19 protein-coding genes are annotated in these 17,744 nt (G+C 72.9%); 4 read left to right on the top strand and 15 right to left on the bottom strand.

The genetic code is table 11. The features are described 5' to 3' along the window. Nucleotides 1-11 precede the first annotated feature (11 nt). From AC6EI4_RS06725 to AC6EI4_RS06705, 5 genes are all read right to left on the bottom strand, one after another. The gene (locus tag AC6EI4_RS06725; RefSeq protein ID WP_498450987.1) at nt 12-1,886 is read right to left on the bottom strand and encodes an FtsX-like permease family protein; all 1,875 of its coding nucleotides are present in this window, start codon (nt 1,884-1,886) and stop codon (nt 12-14) included. Nucleotides 1,887-1,891: 5 nt separating this feature from the next. Next, the gene (locus tag AC6EI4_RS06720; RefSeq protein ID WP_498421506.1) at nt 1,892-2,674 is read right to left on the bottom strand and encodes an ABC transporter ATP-binding protein; all 783 of its coding nucleotides are present in this window, start codon (nt 2,672-2,674) and stop codon (nt 1,892-1,894) included. Between the two features lie 122 nt (nt 2,675-2,796). Beyond that, nucleotides 2,797-3,462 carry a response regulator gene (locus AC6EI4_RS06715; protein ID WP_498421509.1) on the bottom strand — a complete coding sequence of 222 codons (666 nt, stop codon included), beginning with the start codon at nt 3,460-3,462 and terminating at the stop codon, nt 2,797-2,799. Continuing rightward, on the bottom strand, nt 3,459-4,715 hold the full coding sequence (locus AC6EI4_RS06710; RefSeq protein ID WP_498450986.1) for a sensor histidine kinase: 1,257 nt from the start codon (nt 4,713-4,715) through the stop codon (nt 3,459-3,461). Before AC6EI4_RS06710 ends, AC6EI4_RS06715 begins: the two co-directional genes overlap by 4 nt. Nucleotides 4,716-4,756: 41 nt before the next feature. Further along, nucleotides 4,757-5,842: an SDR family oxidoreductase gene (locus tag AC6EI4_RS06705; protein WP_498450985.1), complete on the bottom strand. Its 1,086-nt coding sequence runs from the start codon at nt 5,840-5,842 to the stop codon at nt 4,757-4,759. Between the two features lie 134 nt (nt 5,843-5,976). Here AC6EI4_RS06705 and AC6EI4_RS06700 point away from each other — a divergent pair, with 134 nt between their 5' ends. Further along, nucleotides 5,977-6,426 (top strand): GNAT family N-acetyltransferase, encoded by a 450-nt coding sequence (locus tag AC6EI4_RS06700; RefSeq protein ID WP_498450984.1) that lies wholly within the window; start codon nt 5,977-5,979, stop codon nt 6,424-6,426. Between the two features lie 27 nt (nt 6,427-6,453). Beyond that, entirely contained in the window at nt 6,454-7,419 is a 966-nt protein-coding gene (locus AC6EI4_RS06695; protein WP_498450983.1) for an alpha/beta fold hydrolase, read from the top strand. Here the strand turns inward: AC6EI4_RS06695 and AC6EI4_RS06690 are convergent. From AC6EI4_RS06690 to AC6EI4_RS06660, 7 genes are all read right to left on the bottom strand, one after another. Continuing rightward, nucleotides 7,408-7,890, bottom strand: coding sequence for a DinB family protein (locus AC6EI4_RS06690; RefSeq protein ID WP_498450982.1), 483 nt, complete (start codon nt 7,888-7,890; stop codon nt 7,408-7,410). The genes AC6EI4_RS06695 and AC6EI4_RS06690 overlap by 12 nt on opposite strands. Nucleotides 7,891-7,900: 10 nt before the next feature. Further along, nucleotides 7,901-8,818, bottom strand: a complete 918-nt coding sequence (locus AC6EI4_RS06685) for a sterol desaturase family protein (RefSeq protein WP_498450981.1) — start codon at nt 8,816-8,818, stop codon at nt 7,901-7,903. 72 nt (nt 8,819-8,890) lie between these two features. After that, a complete protein-coding gene (locus AC6EI4_RS06680; RefSeq protein WP_498421523.1) occupies nt 8,891-9,391 on the bottom strand; it encodes a gluconokinase in 501 nt (166 codons plus the stop codon). Continuing rightward, the gene (locus tag AC6EI4_RS06675; protein ID WP_498450980.1) at nt 9,391-10,773 is read right to left on the bottom strand and encodes a GntP family permease; all 1,383 of its coding nucleotides are present in this window, start codon (nt 10,771-10,773) and stop codon (nt 9,391-9,393) included. Before AC6EI4_RS06675 ends, AC6EI4_RS06680 begins: the two co-directional genes overlap by 1 nt. A 71-nt stretch (nt 10,774-10,844) precedes the next feature. Then, nucleotides 10,845-11,696 carry an alpha/beta fold hydrolase gene (locus AC6EI4_RS06670; protein WP_498450979.1) on the bottom strand — a complete coding sequence of 284 codons (852 nt, stop codon included), beginning with the start codon at nt 11,694-11,696 and terminating at the stop codon, nt 10,845-10,847. 8 nt (nt 11,697-11,704) lie between these two features. Further along, nucleotides 11,705-11,860 carry a hypothetical protein gene (locus tag AC6EI4_RS06665; protein WP_498450978.1) on the bottom strand — a complete coding sequence of 52 codons (156 nt, stop codon included), beginning with the start codon at nt 11,858-11,860 and terminating at the stop codon, nt 11,705-11,707. 22 nt (nt 11,861-11,882) lie between these two features. Beyond that, on the bottom strand, nt 11,883-12,500 hold the full coding sequence (locus AC6EI4_RS06660; protein ID WP_498450977.1) for a TetR/AcrR family transcriptional regulator: 618 nt from the start codon (nt 12,498-12,500) through the stop codon (nt 11,883-11,885). Nucleotides 12,501-12,607: 107 nt separating this feature from the next. On the opposite strand from AC6EI4_RS06660, the gene AC6EI4_RS06655 reads away from it, so the two are divergent. Together AC6EI4_RS06655 and AC6EI4_RS06650 are read left to right on the top strand one after the other, a co-directional pair. Then, on the top strand, nt 12,608-13,945 hold the full coding sequence (locus AC6EI4_RS06655) for a cytochrome P450 (RefSeq protein ID WP_498421534.1): 1,338 nt from the start codon (nt 12,608-12,610) through the stop codon (nt 13,943-13,945). Between the two features lie 29 nt (nt 13,946-13,974). Then, nucleotides 13,975-14,826: an SDR family oxidoreductase gene (locus AC6EI4_RS06650; RefSeq protein ID WP_498450976.1), complete on the top strand. Its 852-nt coding sequence runs from the start codon at nt 13,975-13,977 to the stop codon at nt 14,824-14,826. A gap of 30 nt (nt 14,827-14,856) precedes the next feature. Here AC6EI4_RS06650 and AC6EI4_RS06645 read toward each other — a convergent pair whose 3' ends face one another. From AC6EI4_RS06645 to AC6EI4_RS06635, 3 genes are all read right to left on the bottom strand, one after another. Beyond that, a complete protein-coding gene (locus tag AC6EI4_RS06645; RefSeq protein WP_498421538.1) occupies nt 14,857-15,402 on the bottom strand; it encodes an AMIN-like domain-containing (lipo)protein in 546 nt (181 codons plus the stop codon). Nucleotides 15,403-15,487: 85 nt separating this feature from the next. Next, nucleotides 15,488-16,819 carry an NtaA/DmoA family FMN-dependent monooxygenase gene (locus tag AC6EI4_RS06640; RefSeq protein ID WP_498450975.1) on the bottom strand — a complete coding sequence of 444 codons (1,332 nt, stop codon included), beginning with the start codon at nt 16,817-16,819 and terminating at the stop codon, nt 15,488-15,490. A 109-nt stretch (nt 16,820-16,928) separates the two neighbouring features. After that, nucleotides 16,929-17,642, bottom strand: coding sequence for an NADPH-dependent F420 reductase (locus tag AC6EI4_RS06635; RefSeq protein WP_498421542.1), 714 nt, complete (start codon nt 17,640-17,642; stop codon nt 16,929-16,931). Nucleotides 17,643-17,744: the final 102 nt, after the last annotated feature.

Here is a 17,744-nt window from a genome sequence, read left to right as displayed (position 1 = left end):
GGGATCCATCGCTAGCCCGTCGCCGGCTCGCGCCGGGCGGTCACGGCCCGCGCCACCACCGGCACCACCGTCAGCAGCGGGATCAGCAGCACCGCGGCGCTCAGCCCGGCGTAGCTCGCCAGATCGACCGGCGGCAGCGCCGGGCCGAGCAGGCCGAGGCTGGCGCCGAGGACCGCCGGGATCACCGTGATCGTCCCGATCAGCCAGGCCACCAGCCCGATGACCAGCGCCTCGACGCCCGCCATCGCGATCAGTTGGCGCCGGGTCGCACCGGTGCGCTGGAGCAGCAGCAGCTCCGCGCGCCTCCCGGCGGTGGCCAGGACCAGCGCGTTGGCGGCGGCCACGCCCACGAAGACCAGCAGCAGGAGCAGTAGCACCGCGGACAGGTCGCGCTCCGCATCGCCGCCGGCGAGCGCCGCGTCGACGTAGGCCTGCTCGTCGCTGACGCCCAGTCCGAGGTCGGCGACCGCGGACCGCACGGACGCGTCGTCGGTGCGCAGCAGCACCGTGTCGGGTCGGACGTCGACACCGTGCGCGGCGGGGGTGCCCTGGCCGACGAGGTAGTCCCCGAAGCCCAGGCCCCGGTCGTAGACCGCGACCACGGTGGCCCAGGTGAGTTCGCCGTCGTCCCAGCGCACCGCTAGTCGCTCGCCGAGGCCCTTGCCGGTGTCCAGGCGGGCGTCGCGGCTGAGCGCGACGGTGTCGTCGCGCTCCAGCGCGGCCAGCTCACCGTCGATCACCTGCGGGTCGAGGGTCCCGTCCGCGCCGCCGGCGGGCAGGGCGCGCATCTGCAGCGCCTCCCAGCCCAGGGTGCCGAGCCATCCACTCTCGTCGTCGGTGCGCACCTGCGCCGGCACCGAGGCGAGCGGTGCGCTCGCCTCCACCCCTGGCACGTCGGCGATCGCGGAGAGCCGCCGCTCGTCGAGGTCGGTGCCGGTGACGATCAGGTCGGCGTGCAGCCCGTCCTCAAGCTGGCGGGCGCCCGCGGCCACCGCGGTGTCGTCGATCGTGGCCTGCACGGTGCCGACCGCCAGGGCCAGCGCGAGCGGGACCACCACGGTGGTCAGGCGCCGCGAGAAGCCGCGGGTGTTGGCCAGCGCCAGCCGGGTGGCCGGACCGCCGCGCGGCCGGCCGGTGCGGTGCAGCACCCAGCCGATCAGCACCGGACCGGCCAGTGCCGCCGCCCCGACGAGGAAGAACGCCGAGACCGCCGCCGTAGCAGCCCCCAGCGCGCCCGGCATGAACAGCGGGCTGAGCGCCGTGAAGAGGCCCACCACCGCCAGCACGACCGCGGAGGTCCGGCGGACGCGGCCGATCCCGACCGGCTCGACGACGCTCTGCGCGACCGCCGCCGTGGGCGAGGTGCGCAGCGTCTGCCGGGTCGCCAGCCGGGCGGCGAGATAGGCCACCGGCAGCAGGAACACGGTGGCCGCCAGCACCGGCAGCGGCGACAACGACATCGCGAAGCCCGGGTCGACCATCTCCGCCTCGCGCAGCATCGGCGTGAGGCCGCGTACGGCGACCAGGCCGACCAGCGCGCCCACCGGCGCCGCGGCCAGCGCCAGCAGGGTGACCTCCCGTCCGACCAGGCCCCGGATCTGCCGGCGGGTAGCGCCGACCGCGCGCAGCAGCGCGAAGTCGCGCTGGCGCTGGCGCAGGGCCAGCGAGACGGTCGCCGCGACCACGAAGACGACCAGCACCAGCGCGGTGCCGCTGAAGGACAGGGTCAGCGCGATCAGCAGCCCGGCGTCGCCGGGGGAGCGCAGACCGGACTCGATCAGCACGCCGGTGCCCGAGAGCAGCACCCCGGCCAGCGCCACCACCAGGAACGGCGCGAGCAGGCTCGGCAGGTGCGCGCGGGCACCGGAGCGGGCCAGACGCCACATCGCGCTCACCTCTCCAGCCCGAGCATGCGGTCCGCGACGCTCTGCGCGGTCGGGTCCGCGAGCCGGTCGACGAGCCGTCCGTCGGAGAGGAACAGCACCTCTTCGGCGGTGGCGGCCACCTGCGCGTCGTGGGTCACCATCACCACGGTCTGGCCGTACCGGTGGGAGGCGTCGCGCAGCAAGGTCAGCACCGCGGCCCCGGTACGGGCGTCGAGCGCGCCGGTCGGCTCGTCGGCGAACACCACGGTGGGCCGGGAGAACAGCGCCCGGGCGATCGCGACCCGCTGGGCCTGTCCGCCGGAGAGCTCGCCGGGGCGACGCTCCTCCATGCCGGCCAGCCCGACCGCCGCCAGCAGCTCGGCCTGCCAGCCCAGGTCGGGCTCGCGCCCGGCGAGGATCTCCGGCAGCGCGATGTTGTCGGCCACGCTGAGGTGGGGGATCAGGTTGTAGGCCTGGAAGACGAAGCCGATGTGGTCGCGGCGGAACCGGGTCAGCGCCTCGGCGGAGAGCGCGCTGATGTCGCGCTCACCGACGGTGATCCGGCCCGAGCTGGGGGCGTCGAGGCCGGCGGCGCAGTGCAGCAGGGTCGACTTGCCCGAGCCGGACGGGCCCATCACCGCGGTGAAGGAGCCGGTCTCCAACGCGAGGGAGACCCCGCGTAGGGCGTGCACCGGCTCGGGCGCGCCGGCGTACTGCTTGCGTACGTCGAGCAGCTGCAAGGCGGCGCCGCCGGCGGCGGGGGCGTGGGGGCTGGGGCGGGCGGTGTGGCGGGATGTGGAGGCGATCATCGCGGTTCCCTTGGTCGCAGGAGGAGGACTCCTCGAACCTAGGAATTCGCGCGCCCCACCACGAGCCGCCTGGGACGCAGATCGCGAGGTTGCATCCTTCGATGCAAGCGCCCCCGCGCGGCTCAATCGGGGACGGCGACGACCTTGTTCTGGTAGGCCCACACCGCGGCCTGGAGCCGGGAGCGGACACCGAGCTTGGGCATCATCCGGGCCAGGTGCGACTTCACCGTCGAGGTCTCCAGGACCAGCCGGGCGGCGATCTCGTCGTTGGACAGGCCCTGGGCGAGCAGCAGCAGGATGTCGAGCTCGCGCGCGGTGAGCAGCTCCGAGCCGCGGCCGGCGGTGACCGGGAGGATCTCGCGGCGGGTGACCACCTCGCGCAGCACCCGCTTGGTCAGGGCGTCGTCGAGGGTCCCGTTGCCGCGCGCGACGCTGCGCACCGCCGCAACCAGCACCTCGGGCTCGGCGTCCTTGAGCAGGAACCCGGACGCGCCCGCCTCGAGGGCCCCGAACAGGTACTCGTCGATGTCGAAGGTGGTCAGCACCAGGACCGGCACCGGGTCGGTGACGCCCGGTCCGCACAGCTCACGGGTGGCGCTGATGCCGTCCTGGCCGGGCATCCGGATGTCCATGCAGACCACGTCGGGGCGCAGGGTGCGGGCGGCCTCGACCGCCTCGCGCCCGTCCGCGGCGACGGCGACCACGTCGAGGTCGGGCTCGGCGTTCAGCAGGGTCCGCAGACCGGCGCGCACCAGCGCCTGGTCGTCGGCGATCAGGACCCGGATCATCCGTCCTCCATGGGTGTCATGCCGGCCAGGGTGTGGTCGCGCGGGGCTCGCAGCGTCACCTGCCAGCCGCCGTCGCCGGTGGCGCCGACGTCGAGACTCGCCCCGGTGAGGTCGGCCCGCTCCCGCATCCCGACCAGCCCGAAGCCGGCACCTCCGGGCTGCGCAGGCGCCGCGTCGGACCGGTCGTTGCGCACCGTGACCAGCACGGCGTCGGGGTCGCGGTCGTCGAGGGTGACCTCGGCCGTCGCCCCGGGCGCGTGCCGGGCGGCGTTGGCGAGGGCCTCCTGCGCCATCCGGTACGCCGCCAGCTGGGCGAGCGGGCCGACGCCGTCGCCGAGCGGCCGGTCTCCGGCCAGCACGGTCAGCCGGACGTCGCGCCCGGCAGTGTTGACGTCGGCGACCAGCGCGGCGATGCCGGCCAGCGACTCGGGCCGCACCCGGTCCGCGTCGGCGTCGTCCTCGCGCAGCAGCCCGACCAGGCTGCGCAGGTCGCGCAGCACCGCGGTGCTCTGCTGGCGCACCTGGGCGACCGCGGCCTTCGCGCCGGCCGGGTCGGAGTCGATCTGGGTGCCGATCGCGGCGGTCATCACCGCGATCCCGGAGAGGTGGTGGGCGGCGATGTCGTGCAGCTCGCGCGCCATCGCGGTGCGCTCGCGGGCCACGGCGGCCTGGACCAGCGCGCCGTGCTCGCGCTCGAGCGCCGCCGCGCGGCTCTCGCGGGCCTGGCGGACCTCGCGGCGGGCCGCCACCACCAGCGCGACCGCGAGCGGGAGGCTCACGGTGCCGAAGCCCTGCAGCAGCCCGCCGCCGATCGCGAGTCCCACCGACTCGCCGGCGCGCAGGCCGACCGTCAGCGTGCCGGCACCGGCGACGAGCGCGGCCAGCACGAAGGTGGGCCAGGACCGGGCGAGCGGCTGCTCGAGGCCGAGGGTGTAGGCGGCGACCAGGATCGCGAGCTGGGCCAGGCCGATCGCGTCGCCGAGCCCCCAGATCCCGCACAGCAGCATCCCGGCGGCGACCGCGAGCAGCACGGCTCGCGGCGCCGTACGACGCCAGAGCAGCGCGACGGCCTGGAGTGCCAGCGTGAGTGCGCCCAGCCCCCACGCGATCGCCGACGGCACCGGTCGCACCAGCCCGGCCTCGGGGGCGACGGCGGTGACGACGACCGCGGCGGCCAGCAGAGCCAGGGCGATCCCCCCGGTCGCCAGCGCGACCCGCACGTCGAGGCTGGCGACACTGCCTCGACGTCTCACGCCCGGCACGCTACCGCCGCGCGGGCGCCGCCCCAAACGAGTCAGGGGATGACGCGGGCGTCGCGGTACTGCTGGGCGTAGCCGAAGAAGCTGGCCCGGCTGTCGCGGGTCGAGCTGAACCCGGCGGCGCGGCTCTTGTTCATGTCGGTGACCACCTCCATCTCACGGCCCAGGTCGGCGTCGGAGTGCCACCACGACGCCACCCGGGCCAGGTCCGGCTCGACCAGGCCGTGGCGCGCGGCCAGGTCGCGCCAGGCCGACTCCATGCCGGCCATCGACGTCTCCAACGGACGCGGCCGCTCGGCGTAGCCCTCCCACTCCAGGTCGAACCAGGCGGCGATCTGGGGCCACAGCCAGCGCCACCGGAAGACGTCGCCGTTGACGGTGTTGAACGCCTGGTCCTGGCCGGCGGGGGTCTGGGCCGCCCAGGTCATCTGCTCGGCGAGCAGGTCCGCGTCGGTGACGTCGGTCAGCGAGTTCCACTGCGTCTCGGAGCCGGGGAAGACGAACGGCAGGCCCTGCTCGCGGCACAGCGAGGCGTAGGCGCACAGCGTGGCGACCATGTTCATCGCGTTGCCGGTGGCGTAGCCGAACACGGTGTGCGAGCGGTGCACGCTCCAGGTGAAGCCGTCCCGCTCGGCCGCGGCGAAGAGCTCGTCCTCCTGGGCGTAGTAGAAGTTCGGGTAGGGCAGCCGCTCCTCGTCCTCGTGGAACGGGGTGTCCGGCATCGTGCCCTGGCCGTAGGCCTCGAACGGGCCCAGGTAGTGCTTGAGCCCGGTCATCAGCGCGACGTGACGCACGGCGCCCGACGGCGACAGGGCAGCCAGCAGGTCGCGCACGGCGCCGCCGTTGACGCGGATGTTCTCGGCCTCGGTGTCCATCCGCGTCCACGCCGTGATCGCCACGAACTGCGGGGCGACGTCGGCCAGGGCCGCGGCCAGCCCTTCGGGGTCGCCGAGGTCGGCGCGGACGGGGTGCACCTCGGGGTGCGGGGTCGCGCCGCTGCGGGAGAGCCCGTAGGTCTCCCAGCCGTCGGCGACCAGGCGCCGGGCGACGGCCTGACCGACGATGCCGGTGACGCCGACGACCAGGGCGCGGCGGGGGGTGGCGGACGGTGACTCGGTCACGCGAAGTCCTCTCGGCGTCCGGGGGAACGCACGTCAGGTGGAGATGCAGGGGATCCTCTCCGGTACCCGCGACGAGCCGCCCCTACCTGTGACCTCCCCGACCCGAAGGGGCGCGGTGCGGCAGCATGGCCCCTGTGTCAGCCGACAGCTATCACCTGCGAACGATCGCCGACGACTGCAGCGACCTCATCGCCCTGCGGCGGCGGTGGCAGCCGGGCGAGGACCCGTGCTTCGAGGAAGACTTCCGCGCCTGGTGGGCCCGCGAGCGCCACCAGCGCCACGCGGTGGTGGCCGCCACCGCCGACGGCACCCCGGTCGGGATGGCCAACGGGCAGATCTTCTCGCGGATGCCGGCGCCCGGCCGTCCCCGCGCGCGGTGGCTGTACGGCGCGAACGTGTACGTCGTCGACGAGCACCGTCGCCAGGGCGTCGGTCGCGCCCTCACCAGGGCCCTCATCGAGTTCGCCGAGGCCAACGAGATGCTGCGGGTGGTGCTGGCGCCGTCGCCGATGTCCGTGCCGCTCTACGAGTCGCTGGGGTTCCGGGCCGCGCACGACCTGATGCGGCTCGACCTCGGCCGATAGCCCGGCAAGCCGTGGTGTCATGGACCCATGCGCTCCGCCCCGGCCCCGGCCGCCACCGGGATGCTCGACGTCGGTGACGCCCAGCAGGTCTACTGGGAGGAGTGGGGCGCTCGCGACGGCGTCGCCGCGCTCTACCTGCACGGTGGGCCCGGCAGCGGGCTGCGTGACAGCGGCTACCGCCACCACTTCGACCTCGAGCGCACCCGGGTCGTCGGCCTCGAGCAGCGCGGCTGTGGGCGCTCGGTGCCGCACGCCGCGGAGCCGTCCACCTCGCTGGCCGCCAACACCACCGCCCACCTCGTCGCCGACCTCGAGCTGCTGCGCACGCACCTCGGCATCGAGCAGTGGATCGTCAACGGCGCCTCGTGGGGGTCCACGCTCGCCCTCGCCTACGCCCAGGCCCACCCCGAGCGCGTCCTGGCCCTGGTGCTGTTCGCCGTCACCACCACCAGCCGCAGCGAGGTCGACTGGATCACCGAGGGAGTCGGCGCGATCTTCCCGGAGGCCTGGGACCGTTTCGCCGGCCACGCGGAGCGCGCCGAGATCGGCTACCGGCGTGGCGAGGGCCGCCTCGTCGAGGCGTACGCCCGGCTGCTGGAGTCGCCGGACCCGCGGGTGCGCGACGCCGCGTCACGGGAGTGGGCGCTGTGGGAGGACACCCACGTCTCGATCGGGGCCGGGGGCTTGCGCCGCGACCCGCGCTGGGAGGACGACCGCTTCCGGCTCGCGTTCACGCGTCTCGCCGCGCACTACTGGTCCCACGACGGCTTCTGCGACCCGCCCGTCGTGGAGCGGATGGACCGGCTCCAGGACATCCCGGGCTGGCTGATCCACGGTCGCCGCGACATCTCCTCGCCGACGCGGATGGCCTGGCAGCTGCACCGCAGGTGGCCGGGCTCGACGCTGCTGGTGCACGAGGGTGACGGCCACGGTGGCGCCTCGATGCTCGAGCACTGGCGCATCGCCAACGCCAAGGCCGCCTCAGCCGGCTGAGGGCCTCCGGTCCCGCAGCTGCTCGGCCAGGATGTCGCCGTGGCCGGCGTGCCGGGCCAGCTCGGCGATCATGTGCAGGTAGACGAACCGCAGGCTCACCGTCCGGTCGTACCAGCCGAACTCCTCGTCCAGCTCGTGCTCCGCGGCGACGGCGCGGGAGTGCGCGCACGCGTCCAGGTAGGCCTGCCGCATCGCCGCAGGCGTGTCGTCGGGCTCCAGGAGGAAGCTCTCGTCCACGGTGTCGGGGATGCCGAGCTCGCCGCGGGGCACCCCGGCCACGCGGGAGTGGAACCACACCCGCTCCACGAACGTGGCGTGCTTGACCAGCCCCAGCGGCGTGGTCAGCGACGGCACCAGCCGTGCCCGGGCCTCGTCGTCGTCGAGGCCGTCGAGGAGTCCGGCGATCGCGTTCCTCTGGTTCTCGACCATGGTCTCCAGCTGGGCTCGCTCGCCGGTCGTGGGGGCAGTCATGGCGCCGATGCTAGGCGCTGGCGACCGCGCCGTGCTCCGGCGCCGGCTCCGGGCGCCACCCCGGCGGCCCGAACACGTAGCCCAGCTTGTCGCGCAGGCTCGGCGCGCGGCGTACGTCGCGCGCGATCGCGGCGTACTCGTGGGTCTGCAGGCGCAGCAGGTTGTGGGTGCCGACCGGCGTGGTGAGCCCGTACGTCGGGCGGTGCAGCTCGGGCTGGAAGGAGCCGAACAGCCGGTCCCAGACGATCAGGATCCCGCCGTAGTTGCGGTCCAGGTATTCCGGGTCGCTGCCGTGGTGGACGCGGTGGTGCGAGGGCGTGTTGAAGACCAGCTCGATCGGGCGCCACAGGGTCCGGATGTGCTCGGTGTGCACGAAGAACTGGTAGACGAGGCTGACCGAGAAGCCCCAGAAGATCAGTGCCGGCGGGACGCCGAGCAGGGGGAGCGGGAGCCAGAACACGATCTCGTGGGCGTTGTTCCACTTCTGGCGCAGCGCGGTGGCGAAGTTGAAGTACTCGCTGGAGTGGTGCGCCTGGTGGGTCGCCCAGATCACCCGCACCCGGTGCGCGACGCGGTGTGCCCAGTAGAAGAGGAAGTCCACCCCGAGCACCGCGATCACCCAGGTCCACCAGGCGTCGACCGGCAGCTGCCAGGGCGCGAGGTAGGCGAAGAGCACGGTGTAGAGGACCAGCGCCCCGGTCTTCCACGCCGTCATCGTCAGCACCGACATCGCGCCGGTGGCCAGGCTCGCCACCGCGTCGGGGCGCGAGTAGGCGCCGGGCGGGGGAGCGGCGCCCGGCTCGTCCTCGAGGAAGCGGGCAGCGAGCGCCTCGATCGCGACGAAGAGCACGAAGAACGGCACCGCCAGTGCGACGGGGTCGCGCAGCGGCTCGGGAAGCGCGCTCCAGAGGTCGGCAAGTGGCTGCATCTCGGTCCTTCGGGGGGTGACGGGGGTCACGCGAGGATAGTCGGAAAGGACTCGAGAGGAGGCGGAGTCGTCCTAGCCGCGCAACTGCGCCTCGACCCGCTCGACGATGTCCTCGACCGGCGAGGCGGCGTCCAGGCTGGTGCCGATCTCGTCGGGCTCCAGCGGCTCGAGCGTCTCCATCTGGGAGCGCAGCAGCGAGGCCGGCATGAAGTGGTCGCGGTCGGCCATCCGGTCGGTGAGCAGCGACTCCGCGCCGTACAGGTGCACGAAGAAGGTGCCCGGGTCGGCGCTACGCAGCACGTCGCGGTAGACCCGGCGCAGCGCCGAGCAGGTGACCACGGTGCTCACCCCCCGCTCGCGGTGCTGCGCGGTCCACCCGGCCAGCGACTCCAGCCACGGCCAGCGGTCCTCGTCGGTGAGCGGGCGCCCGGACGTCATCTTGGCGATGTTGGCCGGAGGGTGGAAGTCGTCGCCCTCGGCGAGCTCGAGGCCGAGGTCGGCGGCGAGGCGGACCGCGATGGTGGACTTGCCGACGCCGGAGACGCCCATCACCACCAGGTGCCGCGAGGCCATCAGAGCACCGCCCACAGCGCGGCGCTGATCACGAACGCGGTGAGGCCGAGCGTGGTCTCCATGACGGTCCAGGTCTTCAGCGTGGTCTTCTCGTCCATCCCGAAGAGCCGGCTGACCAGCCAGAAGCCGGAGTCGTTGACGTGGGAGAGCACGGTCGCGCCGGCGGCGATGGCGAGCACCAGCAGCACCAGCTGGACGTCGCCGAGCGCGGCCGCGCTGGCCGCCGGCGCGAGCAGTCCGGCGGCCGTGGTCAACGCGACGGTGGCCGAGCCCTGCGCCACCCGCAGCAGGGTCGCGATCAGGAACGCCTGGAGGATCAGCGACATCCCGAGGTCCGACAGCGACGTGCTCAGCGCCTCGCCGATGCCGCTGAGCTCGAGCACGCCGCCGAACATGCCCCCGGCGCCGGTGATCAGGATGATCGAGCAGATCGGTCCCAGCGCCTGGTCGAGGATCGTGCTGACATCGGCCATCGACCGCCCGGGGCGCCCCAGCACGAAGATCGCCGCCAGCACGGTGATCAGCAGCGCGACCGTGGTGTTGCCCAGCAGCATCAGCGACTCCGCCCAGGTGGCGCCCTCCTCGATGGTGCCCGCGGTGATCAGCGTGGACAGCACGGTGTCGAAGGAGATCAGCACCAGCGGCAGCAGCAGCAGCCCCAGGACGGTGCCGAACGCGGGAGCCGGCCGGTCGGCGTCGGAGGTGTCCTCCACCTCCCCGAACAGCGCCGTCGGGATGTCGACGTGGAAGCGCCGCCCGAGCAGCCGGGAGACCAGCAGCGACCCGACGTACCAGGACACCACCGCGACCGGCGCGCCGATCACCAGGGTCAGGCCGATGTCGGCGCCGAGCCGCTCGGCGGCCGCGACCGGGCCGGGGTGCGGCGGGACCAGGGCGTGCATGGCGGCGAACGCGCCCGCGGCCGGCAGCGCGTAGAGCAGCAGCGAGCCGCCGAAGCGTCGCGCGACGGTCATGATGATCGGCAGGAAGACGACCAGGCCGGCGTCGAAGAAGATCGGGAACCCGAAGAACAGTGCGGCGACGCCGAGCGCCAGCGGTGCGCGCCGTTCGCCGAAGCGGCCGATCAGGGTGTCGGCCAGCACCTGGGCGCCGCCGGTGACCTCGAGCAGGCGACCGATCATCACGCCGAAGCCGACCAGCAGCGCGACCGAGCCGATCGTGTCGGCGAACCCGAAGATCAGCGCGTCCGGGACGTCGCCGACCGGGATGCCCGCCGCGATCGCGGTCAGCACGCTGACCAGCACCAACGACACGAACGCGTGCAGCTTGACCCGCATGATCAGGAAGAGCAGCAGCGCCACCGCGCCGGCCGCGATCAACAGCAGCACCGTGGTGCCGTAGGCAGGTTCGATTGCTTCCACGAGAGCTCCCCCGTACGTCGCTGCCTGCCCCGAGCGGGCCGGTCCGCCACACGGTGCCGTATGGGCCTGCCTCAGGTAAAGCGGGTCAGGATCGCCTGGGCCAGCTCCTCGGGGGCCTCTTCGGGGATCCAGTGGCTGACGCCGGGCAGCTCCACGAAACGGTAGTCACCGGTCACGAAGTCGCCGCAGGCCTCGGCCGGCGCGCGCCCGATCGCCCAGTCCTGGTCGCTCCAGACCATGGTCGTGGGCACCGACACGGCGGGCAGCTCGGAGAGGTCGGAGCGCATCGCGCGGTACCAGTCCAGCGCCGCGGTCAGGGCGCCCGGCTCCTGGAGGTGGCGCACGTAGGAGTCCTGGAGCTCCTGAGGCACGGCCGCGCCGTACATCGCCCGGATCCGGCGGCCGTCGTCCTCGCTGAGCAGCTCCTCGGCACGGCCGCGCTTGCGGAAGACCTGGATGTACGACGCCCGCTCGCGCTGGTCGGGGTCGTCGCGCAGCGCCGTGCCGTACGCCGCGAGGTGGGGCACCGAGACCGCGGTCAGCGTCTCGAGGCGCTCGCCGTGCCAGGCGGCCACGCACCAGGCGACCGCGGAGCCCCAGTCGTGCCCGACGAGGTGGAAGCGGTCCAGGCCGAGCGCGTCGGCCAGACCGACCACGTCGGCGGAGAGCAGGTCGGTGGTGTAGAAGTCCGCGCCCTCGGGGCGGGCGCCGGGGGAGTAGCCGCGCTGGTCGGGGGCGATCACCCGCAGGCCGGCCTCGACCAGCCGCGCGGCGACCTGGGTCCAGGAGCGCGAGGTCACCGGGAAGCCGTGCAGCAGCATCACCGCCGGGGCGTCCTCGGGTCCGGCGAGGCGGACGTCGAAGGTCAGCTCACCGACGCGCACCGGCACGGTCGAGCCGAAAGCCCGACCGGCCGGTGCCACGGGAATGCTCAGTGCCGGCGGTCTGCGCCGGGGGTGCCGCCACCCTTGCGGGAGCGGACCTTGTCGACGGCGGTCTTGATCCGGGCCTGGTTCGCGGGCTTGCGGGCCTCGTCGTAGAACTTCTTGGCGATACCCAGGGCGGCGACGTTCCTCATGATCTTCATGGACCCACGGTACCCACGCGGCCTAGCGGCACGCGGTCGCAGTGAAGGCGCGTGTGGCCGCCTCGACGATGTCGCCGGGGGAGGCCTCCAGACGCCCCTCCAGCCAGGTCGTGACCAGCTCCGCGACACCGCCGATGAACATCAGTCCGGCCATCTCGCCCGCCTCGTCGGCCCAGGCGGTGGGGCCGTAGAGGGCGCGCGCCTCCCGGGCGGCGAGCTGGGCGAACTGGCGCAGCAGCTCGTTGCGGCGCGGGCGCAGCGCCGGCAGCGCGGCGGAGGCCACCATCGCGACGTGCCCCTTGCGCGGGTCGGCGGTGAGGATCTCGACGAAGGTGCTGATGGCGACCCGGATCCGCTGGGTCGGCTCACCGTCGGCGGACTCCAGCGCGGCGAGGCTGCGCTCGGCGATCTCGTCGGCGATCTGCTCCATCACCGCGGTCAGCGCGGCGTCGAGGTTGGTGAAGTGCTCGTAGAAGTAGCGCTCGGTGAGGCCGGCCTCGGCGCAGACCCGGGTCATCGTCACCGCGGGCCCGTCGCGGCGTCCCCAGACCTCGAGCGTCGCCTCGAGCAGGCGACGGCGGCGCTCGGCGGATCGCTCGGCGGCGCTGACTCCGCGGTACTGCCCCTCCTTGACGGCCATGACACAGATATTGACAGACAGCCCTGTCTGAATCAAAGTGGAGGTCGGATGTCGTCTGCGTCACACGCCTGCAACACACCTATGCCGCGCCCTCGGGAGGCCGCCCCATGACCGTCACCACCCCACCCACCAGCCGGGAGCTGGGGCGTCCGCGCTTCGGCTGGCCGCTGATCGGCGAGAGCCCGTCGTACGCCCGGGACCCGATCGCGATGTTCCGACGGCACTGGGAGGCCGACGGCCCGGTCTCGGCGATGGGCTTCGTGGGGGAGCCGTGGGTGATGCTGCTCGGCCCCGACGCCTGCGAGAGCGCGCTGCGCAACGCCGACAAGGCGTTCGCCAACGGGCCGGCGTGGACGTTCCTGGTCGGGCCGTTCTTCCAGCGCGGGCTGATGCTGCTCGACTTCGAGGAGCACCACCTGCACCGGCGGATCATGCAGCAGGCGTTCACCCGCGACCGGCTGAGCGGCTACACCGCCGGCATGCACCCGGTGATCGCCGAGGGCGTGGGGCGCTGGCAGGCCGGCGAGGGCTTCCGGGCCTACCCGGCGCTCAAGCAGCTGACCCTCGACATCGCCGCCGAGACGTTCATGGGCGGGGCCGAGCACACCACGCCCGAGGAGATGGACCGGATCAACCGGGCGTTCATCGACTGTGTGCAGACCGCGGCGGCGCTGATCCGCAAGGACGTCCCGTTCACCCGCTGGCGCCGGGGGATGAAGGGGCGCCGGGTGCTCGAGGAGTTCCTGCGCGGCTACCTGCCGGCGCGCCGGGCGACCCGCACCGACGACCTGCTCTCGGTGCTGTGCCACCTCGAGACCGAGGAGGGCGAGCGGTTCAGCGACGACGACGTCGTCAACCACATGATCTTCCTGATGATGGCGGCGCACGACACCTCCACCATCACCCTCTCCACGATGCTGCAGCACCTCGGCCAGCATCCGCAGTGGCAGGAGCGCTGCCGCGCCGAGTCCGAGGCGCTGGGCCCGGCCCCCACCCTGGCCGAGCTGGAGCAGCTGACCTCGCTGGACCTGGTGATGAAGGAGTGCCTGCGCCTGGTCGCGCCGGTGCCCGTGGTCGTGCGGCGCACGGTGAAGGAGACCGAGGTGCTCGGCGTGCGGATCCCGCAGGGGCGCTACGTGGCGCTGGCCCCGCAGTTCAGCCACCTGATGGAGGAGTACTGGACGTCGCCGGAGACCTTCGACCCCGAGCGCTTCGCCGAGCCGCGCCGTGAGGACAAGTCGCACCGTTACGCCTGGCAGCCGTTCGGCGGCGGGGTGCACAAGTGCCTGGGCCTGCACTTCGCCGGCGCCGAGGTCAAGGCCGTGCTGCACCACCTGCTGCGCGAGTTCACCTGGTCGGTGGACCCCGGCTACCGCGCCCCGATGAACCACCACTCGCTGCCGTTCCCCAAGGACGGGCAGCCGATCGACCTCGTCCGCCGCTGAGCCCCACCCCCCAGAGAGCAGGAACCCTGATGAAGATCCCCGTGTCGAAGACCCCGCCCCGCAGCCTCGACGGCACCCGTGTCGTGATCACCGGAGCCGGGCGCGGCATCGGCCTGGCCACCGCCCACCGGTTCACCGCCGCGGGGGCCCGGGTGGTGATCGGCGACCTCGACGACGACGTCGCGGCCAAGGCGGCGGCCGAGGTCGGGGGAGGGGCACTCGGGCACGTGGTCGACGTCGCCGACCGCGCGTCGTACGCCGCCTTCATCGGCTACGCCGCCGCGCAGGGGCCCATCGACATCCTGGTGAACAACGCCGGCATCATGCCGCTCTCGCCGCTGGTGGAGGAGAGCGACGAGTCCACCGACCGGATCATCGACATCAACCTGCGTGGCGTGATCACCGGCACCAAGCTGGTGGCGCCGGGGATGATCGAGCGGCGCCGCGGCCACGTCATCAACGTGGCCTCCGCTGTGGGCCGGATCGGGGTGGCCAACGGCGCCACCTACAGCGCCAGCAAGTACGCCGTGGTCGGCTTCACCGAGGCGATGGCGGCCGAGCTCGCCCCCAGCGGCGTCGACGTCTCCTGCATCCTGCCCACCGTCGTGGCGACCGAGCTGGCCGCCGGCGTCTCCGCGGCGCGCGGGATGAAGCCGGTCAAGCCCGAGGAGGTGGCCGCGGCCATCGTCGGGGTCGCCCAGCGGCCCCGCTTCGAGACCTGGGTGCCGGCGTACGCCAAGGGCGTCTACTACTCCTCCAACACCCTGCCGCGCCGGCTGCGCGACACCCTCAGTCACGCGATGGGAGCCGACAAGGCGCTCTCCGACGTCGACCGCGCGGCCCGGGCGGAGTACGAGCGGCGGGCGGCGCACTCGCACTGAGTCGCCGGGTCATGGAGTCGCCGGCGGTGGTCACTCGAAGTCGACGACCAGGCGCGGGGGAGCGGTGAGCGCGAAGACCCGGAACGGGGTGCGGCCGCCTCGGCGCCCGATGAAGACCTGGGTGATGCCTTCGTAGGCACCGGTGGCGTGGAGGTCGACGACGTCGCCGCCGAGCCGTCTTCGAACGGGGCCGCGGCTCTCCGGCGTCAGAGTCGGCGTCCCGGAGACGTGCAGTTGCAGGATCGTGTCGCCGGCCAGGTCGACCACGTCGCCACTTCCCTCGAGCACTGCCTGGTCGACGTACCGCACGTCCCAGCCAGGGCTGCCGGTCCCGGTGAACCTCAGCACGACCCGGTCGTGACCGGAGTGGGTCACTACCGCGGCGCTCGTGAGGATCAGGTCGTAGGGGTCGCGCTGTTCGTGCAGCCGTTGATCGGCACCGGGGATCTCCGAGGACCGCGGGGACGACCCGGGCGAGGCTCCCTCCGTCGCGGCCAAGTCTTCGGCGTCGCCGCCGCACGACGTCACAAGCGCGAGCGAGACGACCACGCTGGACAGCGCCACCAGAACTCTCATGCCCGGTGAGACGCCCGAGGTCGACGAGCGGTTGTCCGCCGCAAGTGCGCGGCGGCTGCACAAAGTTGTCGCTCCTCCGACGGCCTCAGGTTGCGGGGAGGGTGCGGGGCTCCAGGCCGTACCGATAGGGCACGCGGAGGTGTTCGCGCAGCGTCGTCCCGTTGTAGTCGTGGGGGTATAGGCCGCGGTCTCGGAGGATGGGGATGACCTCCTCGACGAAGGTGTCGATGTCGGTCTCGTTGACGTCGGGTGAGACCCAGAACCCGTCGACGGCGTCGGCCTCGAACCACTCCTGGAGGTGGTCGGCGATGACCGTGGGCGGCCCGATCGGTGTCGGGTGGTAGTCGATCACGCCGTGGGCGAGGACCTCGCGGAGCGTCCACCCCTCGCGAGCGACCTGGAGGGCCTTGGCTGACCTGGGGTCGAACGGGCTGGGGCGCGCGGCGCTCAGCTGGACGGGGGTGAGCGGCTCGTCCAGCGAAATCTCGCCGAGGGGCAGGTTGAGCATGGCGCCGAGGTGAGGGAGACGGCTCGCGAAGAGGTCCTGGTTCAGGGCGACGCGGCGTTCCACGGCGTCCTGGACTGTGCTGCCTAGGGCTGGCATGACTCCGGCGAAGTACTTGATGTCGTCGGGGTTGCGGCCTGCTTGGCGTGCTGCCTGCCGGGCGGCTTCGCGCTGGGCGCGAGCGTCGTCGATGGTGAAGGCGGCCCCGATGACGCCGTTGGCATAGCGTCCAGCAATGGTCAGGCCGTACTCGCCGCCACCGGCGGAGAAGATGACCGGCTGCCCCTGCTCGGACGGCGGGATGGGCAGCGGTCCGCGGGAGGCGACGTAGGTGCCACGCAAGTTCACGGGCTGGACCTTGTCGGTGTCGACGAAGACTCCCGTCTGTGGGTCCTTGACCCAGGCGTCCTCCTGCCAGCTGCCCCAGAGCGCTTGGACAACCTGGATGGTCTCGTGGGCGCGTGCGTAGCGCTCGGGGCGGTCGGCGATCGTCTGTCCGAAGTTGGCGGCGGCGGTGGGGTCGCTGGTGGTGACGGCGTTCCACCCGGCGCGGCCGTGGCTGATGACGTCGAGCGCCTTGAACTGGCGGGCGATGTTGTAGGGCTCGTTGAACGTCGTTGAGCCGGTGGCGACAAGGCCGATGCGTTCGGTCGAGCGGGCGATCGCGGCCAGCGTGAGCATCGGGTCGAGGGTGGCCTGAGGTACCTCGCGTTCGATCCCACGGGTGATGGCCAGGGAGTCCGGGAGGAACAGGAAGGCGAAGTTCCCGCGCTCAGCTGCCTGGGCATAGCGCACCTGGGCGTCGATGCTGGTGTAGTTGGCGGGGTCGACGCCGGCGGCGCGCCAGGCCAGGCCCTGGGAGCCGTAGCCGGTTCCCAGGTGCATGCCGAGAATCATCGTGCGGTCGGTCATGGGTGTCCTTGTCGAGGGGCAGGATCAGGCCCCCATGTCGGGTCGGGAGCGCACGCCCCGGTGGGGAATGCCGCCAGGGCATCTCGCATCTGTCGCGTGGTGGGGGTGCTCAGAAGGCGCGACCCGCCACGTCGGGGCGATGCGAGGACGCCAGATGCTCGCGAAGCCGCTGCGCGGGAAGAGGTGCGCCTTCGTCCGCCAGCCAGTCCTGGGCGAAGACGTCGAGATCAGCGACGTAGATGGTCGTGTACGCGCCCGACTCGGGCTCGAAGCGCCACGACTCGGCCAGGGAGCCGGCATCGACCGGGTCGAAGCCGAGGCTGGCGACGAGGGCAGACACCGCCCGCTTGGCCTCGGCGTCGTTGCCGGCGACGGCGAGGCCGGAGCGGTCGGGTGCGTCCGCGGGGCGTGCCAACGAGGGGATGTGGTGGGCGACGATGTTGTTGAACGCCTTGTTGACCACGGCTCCCGGCAGAAGGCTCGATTCGTACTCGGCCGTGGTCAGCGTCCCGGAGTCGAGGACCTGGATCCGACCGTCACGCGAGGGGTAGTAGTTCCCCGTCGACAGCACGATCTTCCCGACGAGCGCCTCGACTGGAAGAGCGTCGTAGGCCACCAAAGGCACAGCGAGGACGACGATCTCGCCGAACGCCGCCGCCTCGGCGGCCTCGCCCGCCCGCGCGTTCGCGCCGAGCTCGCCGACGAGGTCGGCCAGCGACTCGGGACCGCGGGAGTTCGCCAGCACCACTTCATGTCCTGCGGCGACCGCAAGGCGCGCGATCCCGGCGCCGATCGCCCCGCTGCCGATGATTCCAAGCTTCATGTCATCTCTCCTTCATGGGGTGCCCGGACGGAGTGCCCGGCGGGCGAGCGCCTCGACCGTCGCGGTCTGGCCCCTGCCCGTCGGCTCCGAGCCGGGCGCTCA

The sequence above is a fragment of the Nocardioides sp. Z43_10 genome (genome assembly GCF_059766615.1).
The sequence above is the reverse complement of the archived record's forward strand: the minus strand, read 5'-3'. Positions and strand labels throughout refer to the sequence as shown.

Coding starts and splice junctions, on each gene's coding strand:
- AC6EI4_RS06725 (WP_498450987.1), bottom strand. CDS start 1,886: ATGTGGCGTCTGGCCCGCTCCGGTGCCCGCGCGCACCTGCCGAGCCTG.
- AC6EI4_RS06720 (WP_498421506.1), bottom strand. CDS start 2,674: ATGATCGCCTCCACATCCCGCCACACCGCCCGCCCCAGCCCCCACGCC.
- AC6EI4_RS06715 (WP_498421509.1), bottom strand. CDS start 3,462: ATGATCCGGGTCCTGATCGCCGACGACCAGGCGCTGGTGCGCGCCGGT.
- AC6EI4_RS06695 (WP_498450983.1), top strand. CDS start 6,454: ATGCGCTCCGCCCCGGCCCCGGCCGCCACCGGGATGCTCGACGTCGGT.
- AC6EI4_RS06690 (WP_498450982.1), bottom strand. CDS start 7,890: ATGACTGCCCCCACGACCGGCGAGCGAGCCCAGCTGGAGACCATGGTC.
- AC6EI4_RS06685 (WP_498450981.1), bottom strand. CDS start 8,818: ATGCAGCCACTTGCCGACCTCTGGAGCGCGCTTCCCGAGCCGCTGCGC.
- AC6EI4_RS06680 (WP_498421523.1), bottom strand. CDS start 9,391: ATGGCCTCGCGGCACCTGGTGGTGATGGGCGTCTCCGGCGTCGGCAAG.
- AC6EI4_RS06665 (WP_498450978.1), bottom strand. CDS start 11,860: ATGAAGATCATGAGGAACGTCGCCGCCCTGGGTATCGCCAAGAAGTTC.
- AC6EI4_RS06660 (WP_498450977.1), bottom strand. CDS start 12,500: ATGGCCGTCAAGGAGGGGCAGTACCGCGGAGTCAGCGCCGCCGAGCGA.
- AC6EI4_RS06655 (WP_498421534.1), top strand. CDS start 12,608: ATGACCGTCACCACCCCACCCACCAGCCGGGAGCTGGGGCGTCCGCGC.
- AC6EI4_RS06650 (WP_498450976.1), top strand. CDS start 13,975: ATGAAGATCCCCGTGTCGAAGACCCCGCCCCGCAGCCTCGACGGCACC.
- AC6EI4_RS06645 (WP_498421538.1), bottom strand. CDS start 15,402: ATGAGAGTTCTGGTGGCGCTGTCCAGCGTGGTCGTCTCGCTCGCGCTT.
- AC6EI4_RS06640 (WP_498450975.1), bottom strand. CDS start 16,819: ATGACCGACCGCACGATGATTCTCGGCATGCACCTGGGAACCGGCTAC.
- AC6EI4_RS06635 (WP_498421542.1), bottom strand. CDS start 17,642: ATGAAGCTTGGAATCATCGGCAGCGGGGCGATCGGCGCCGGGATCGCG.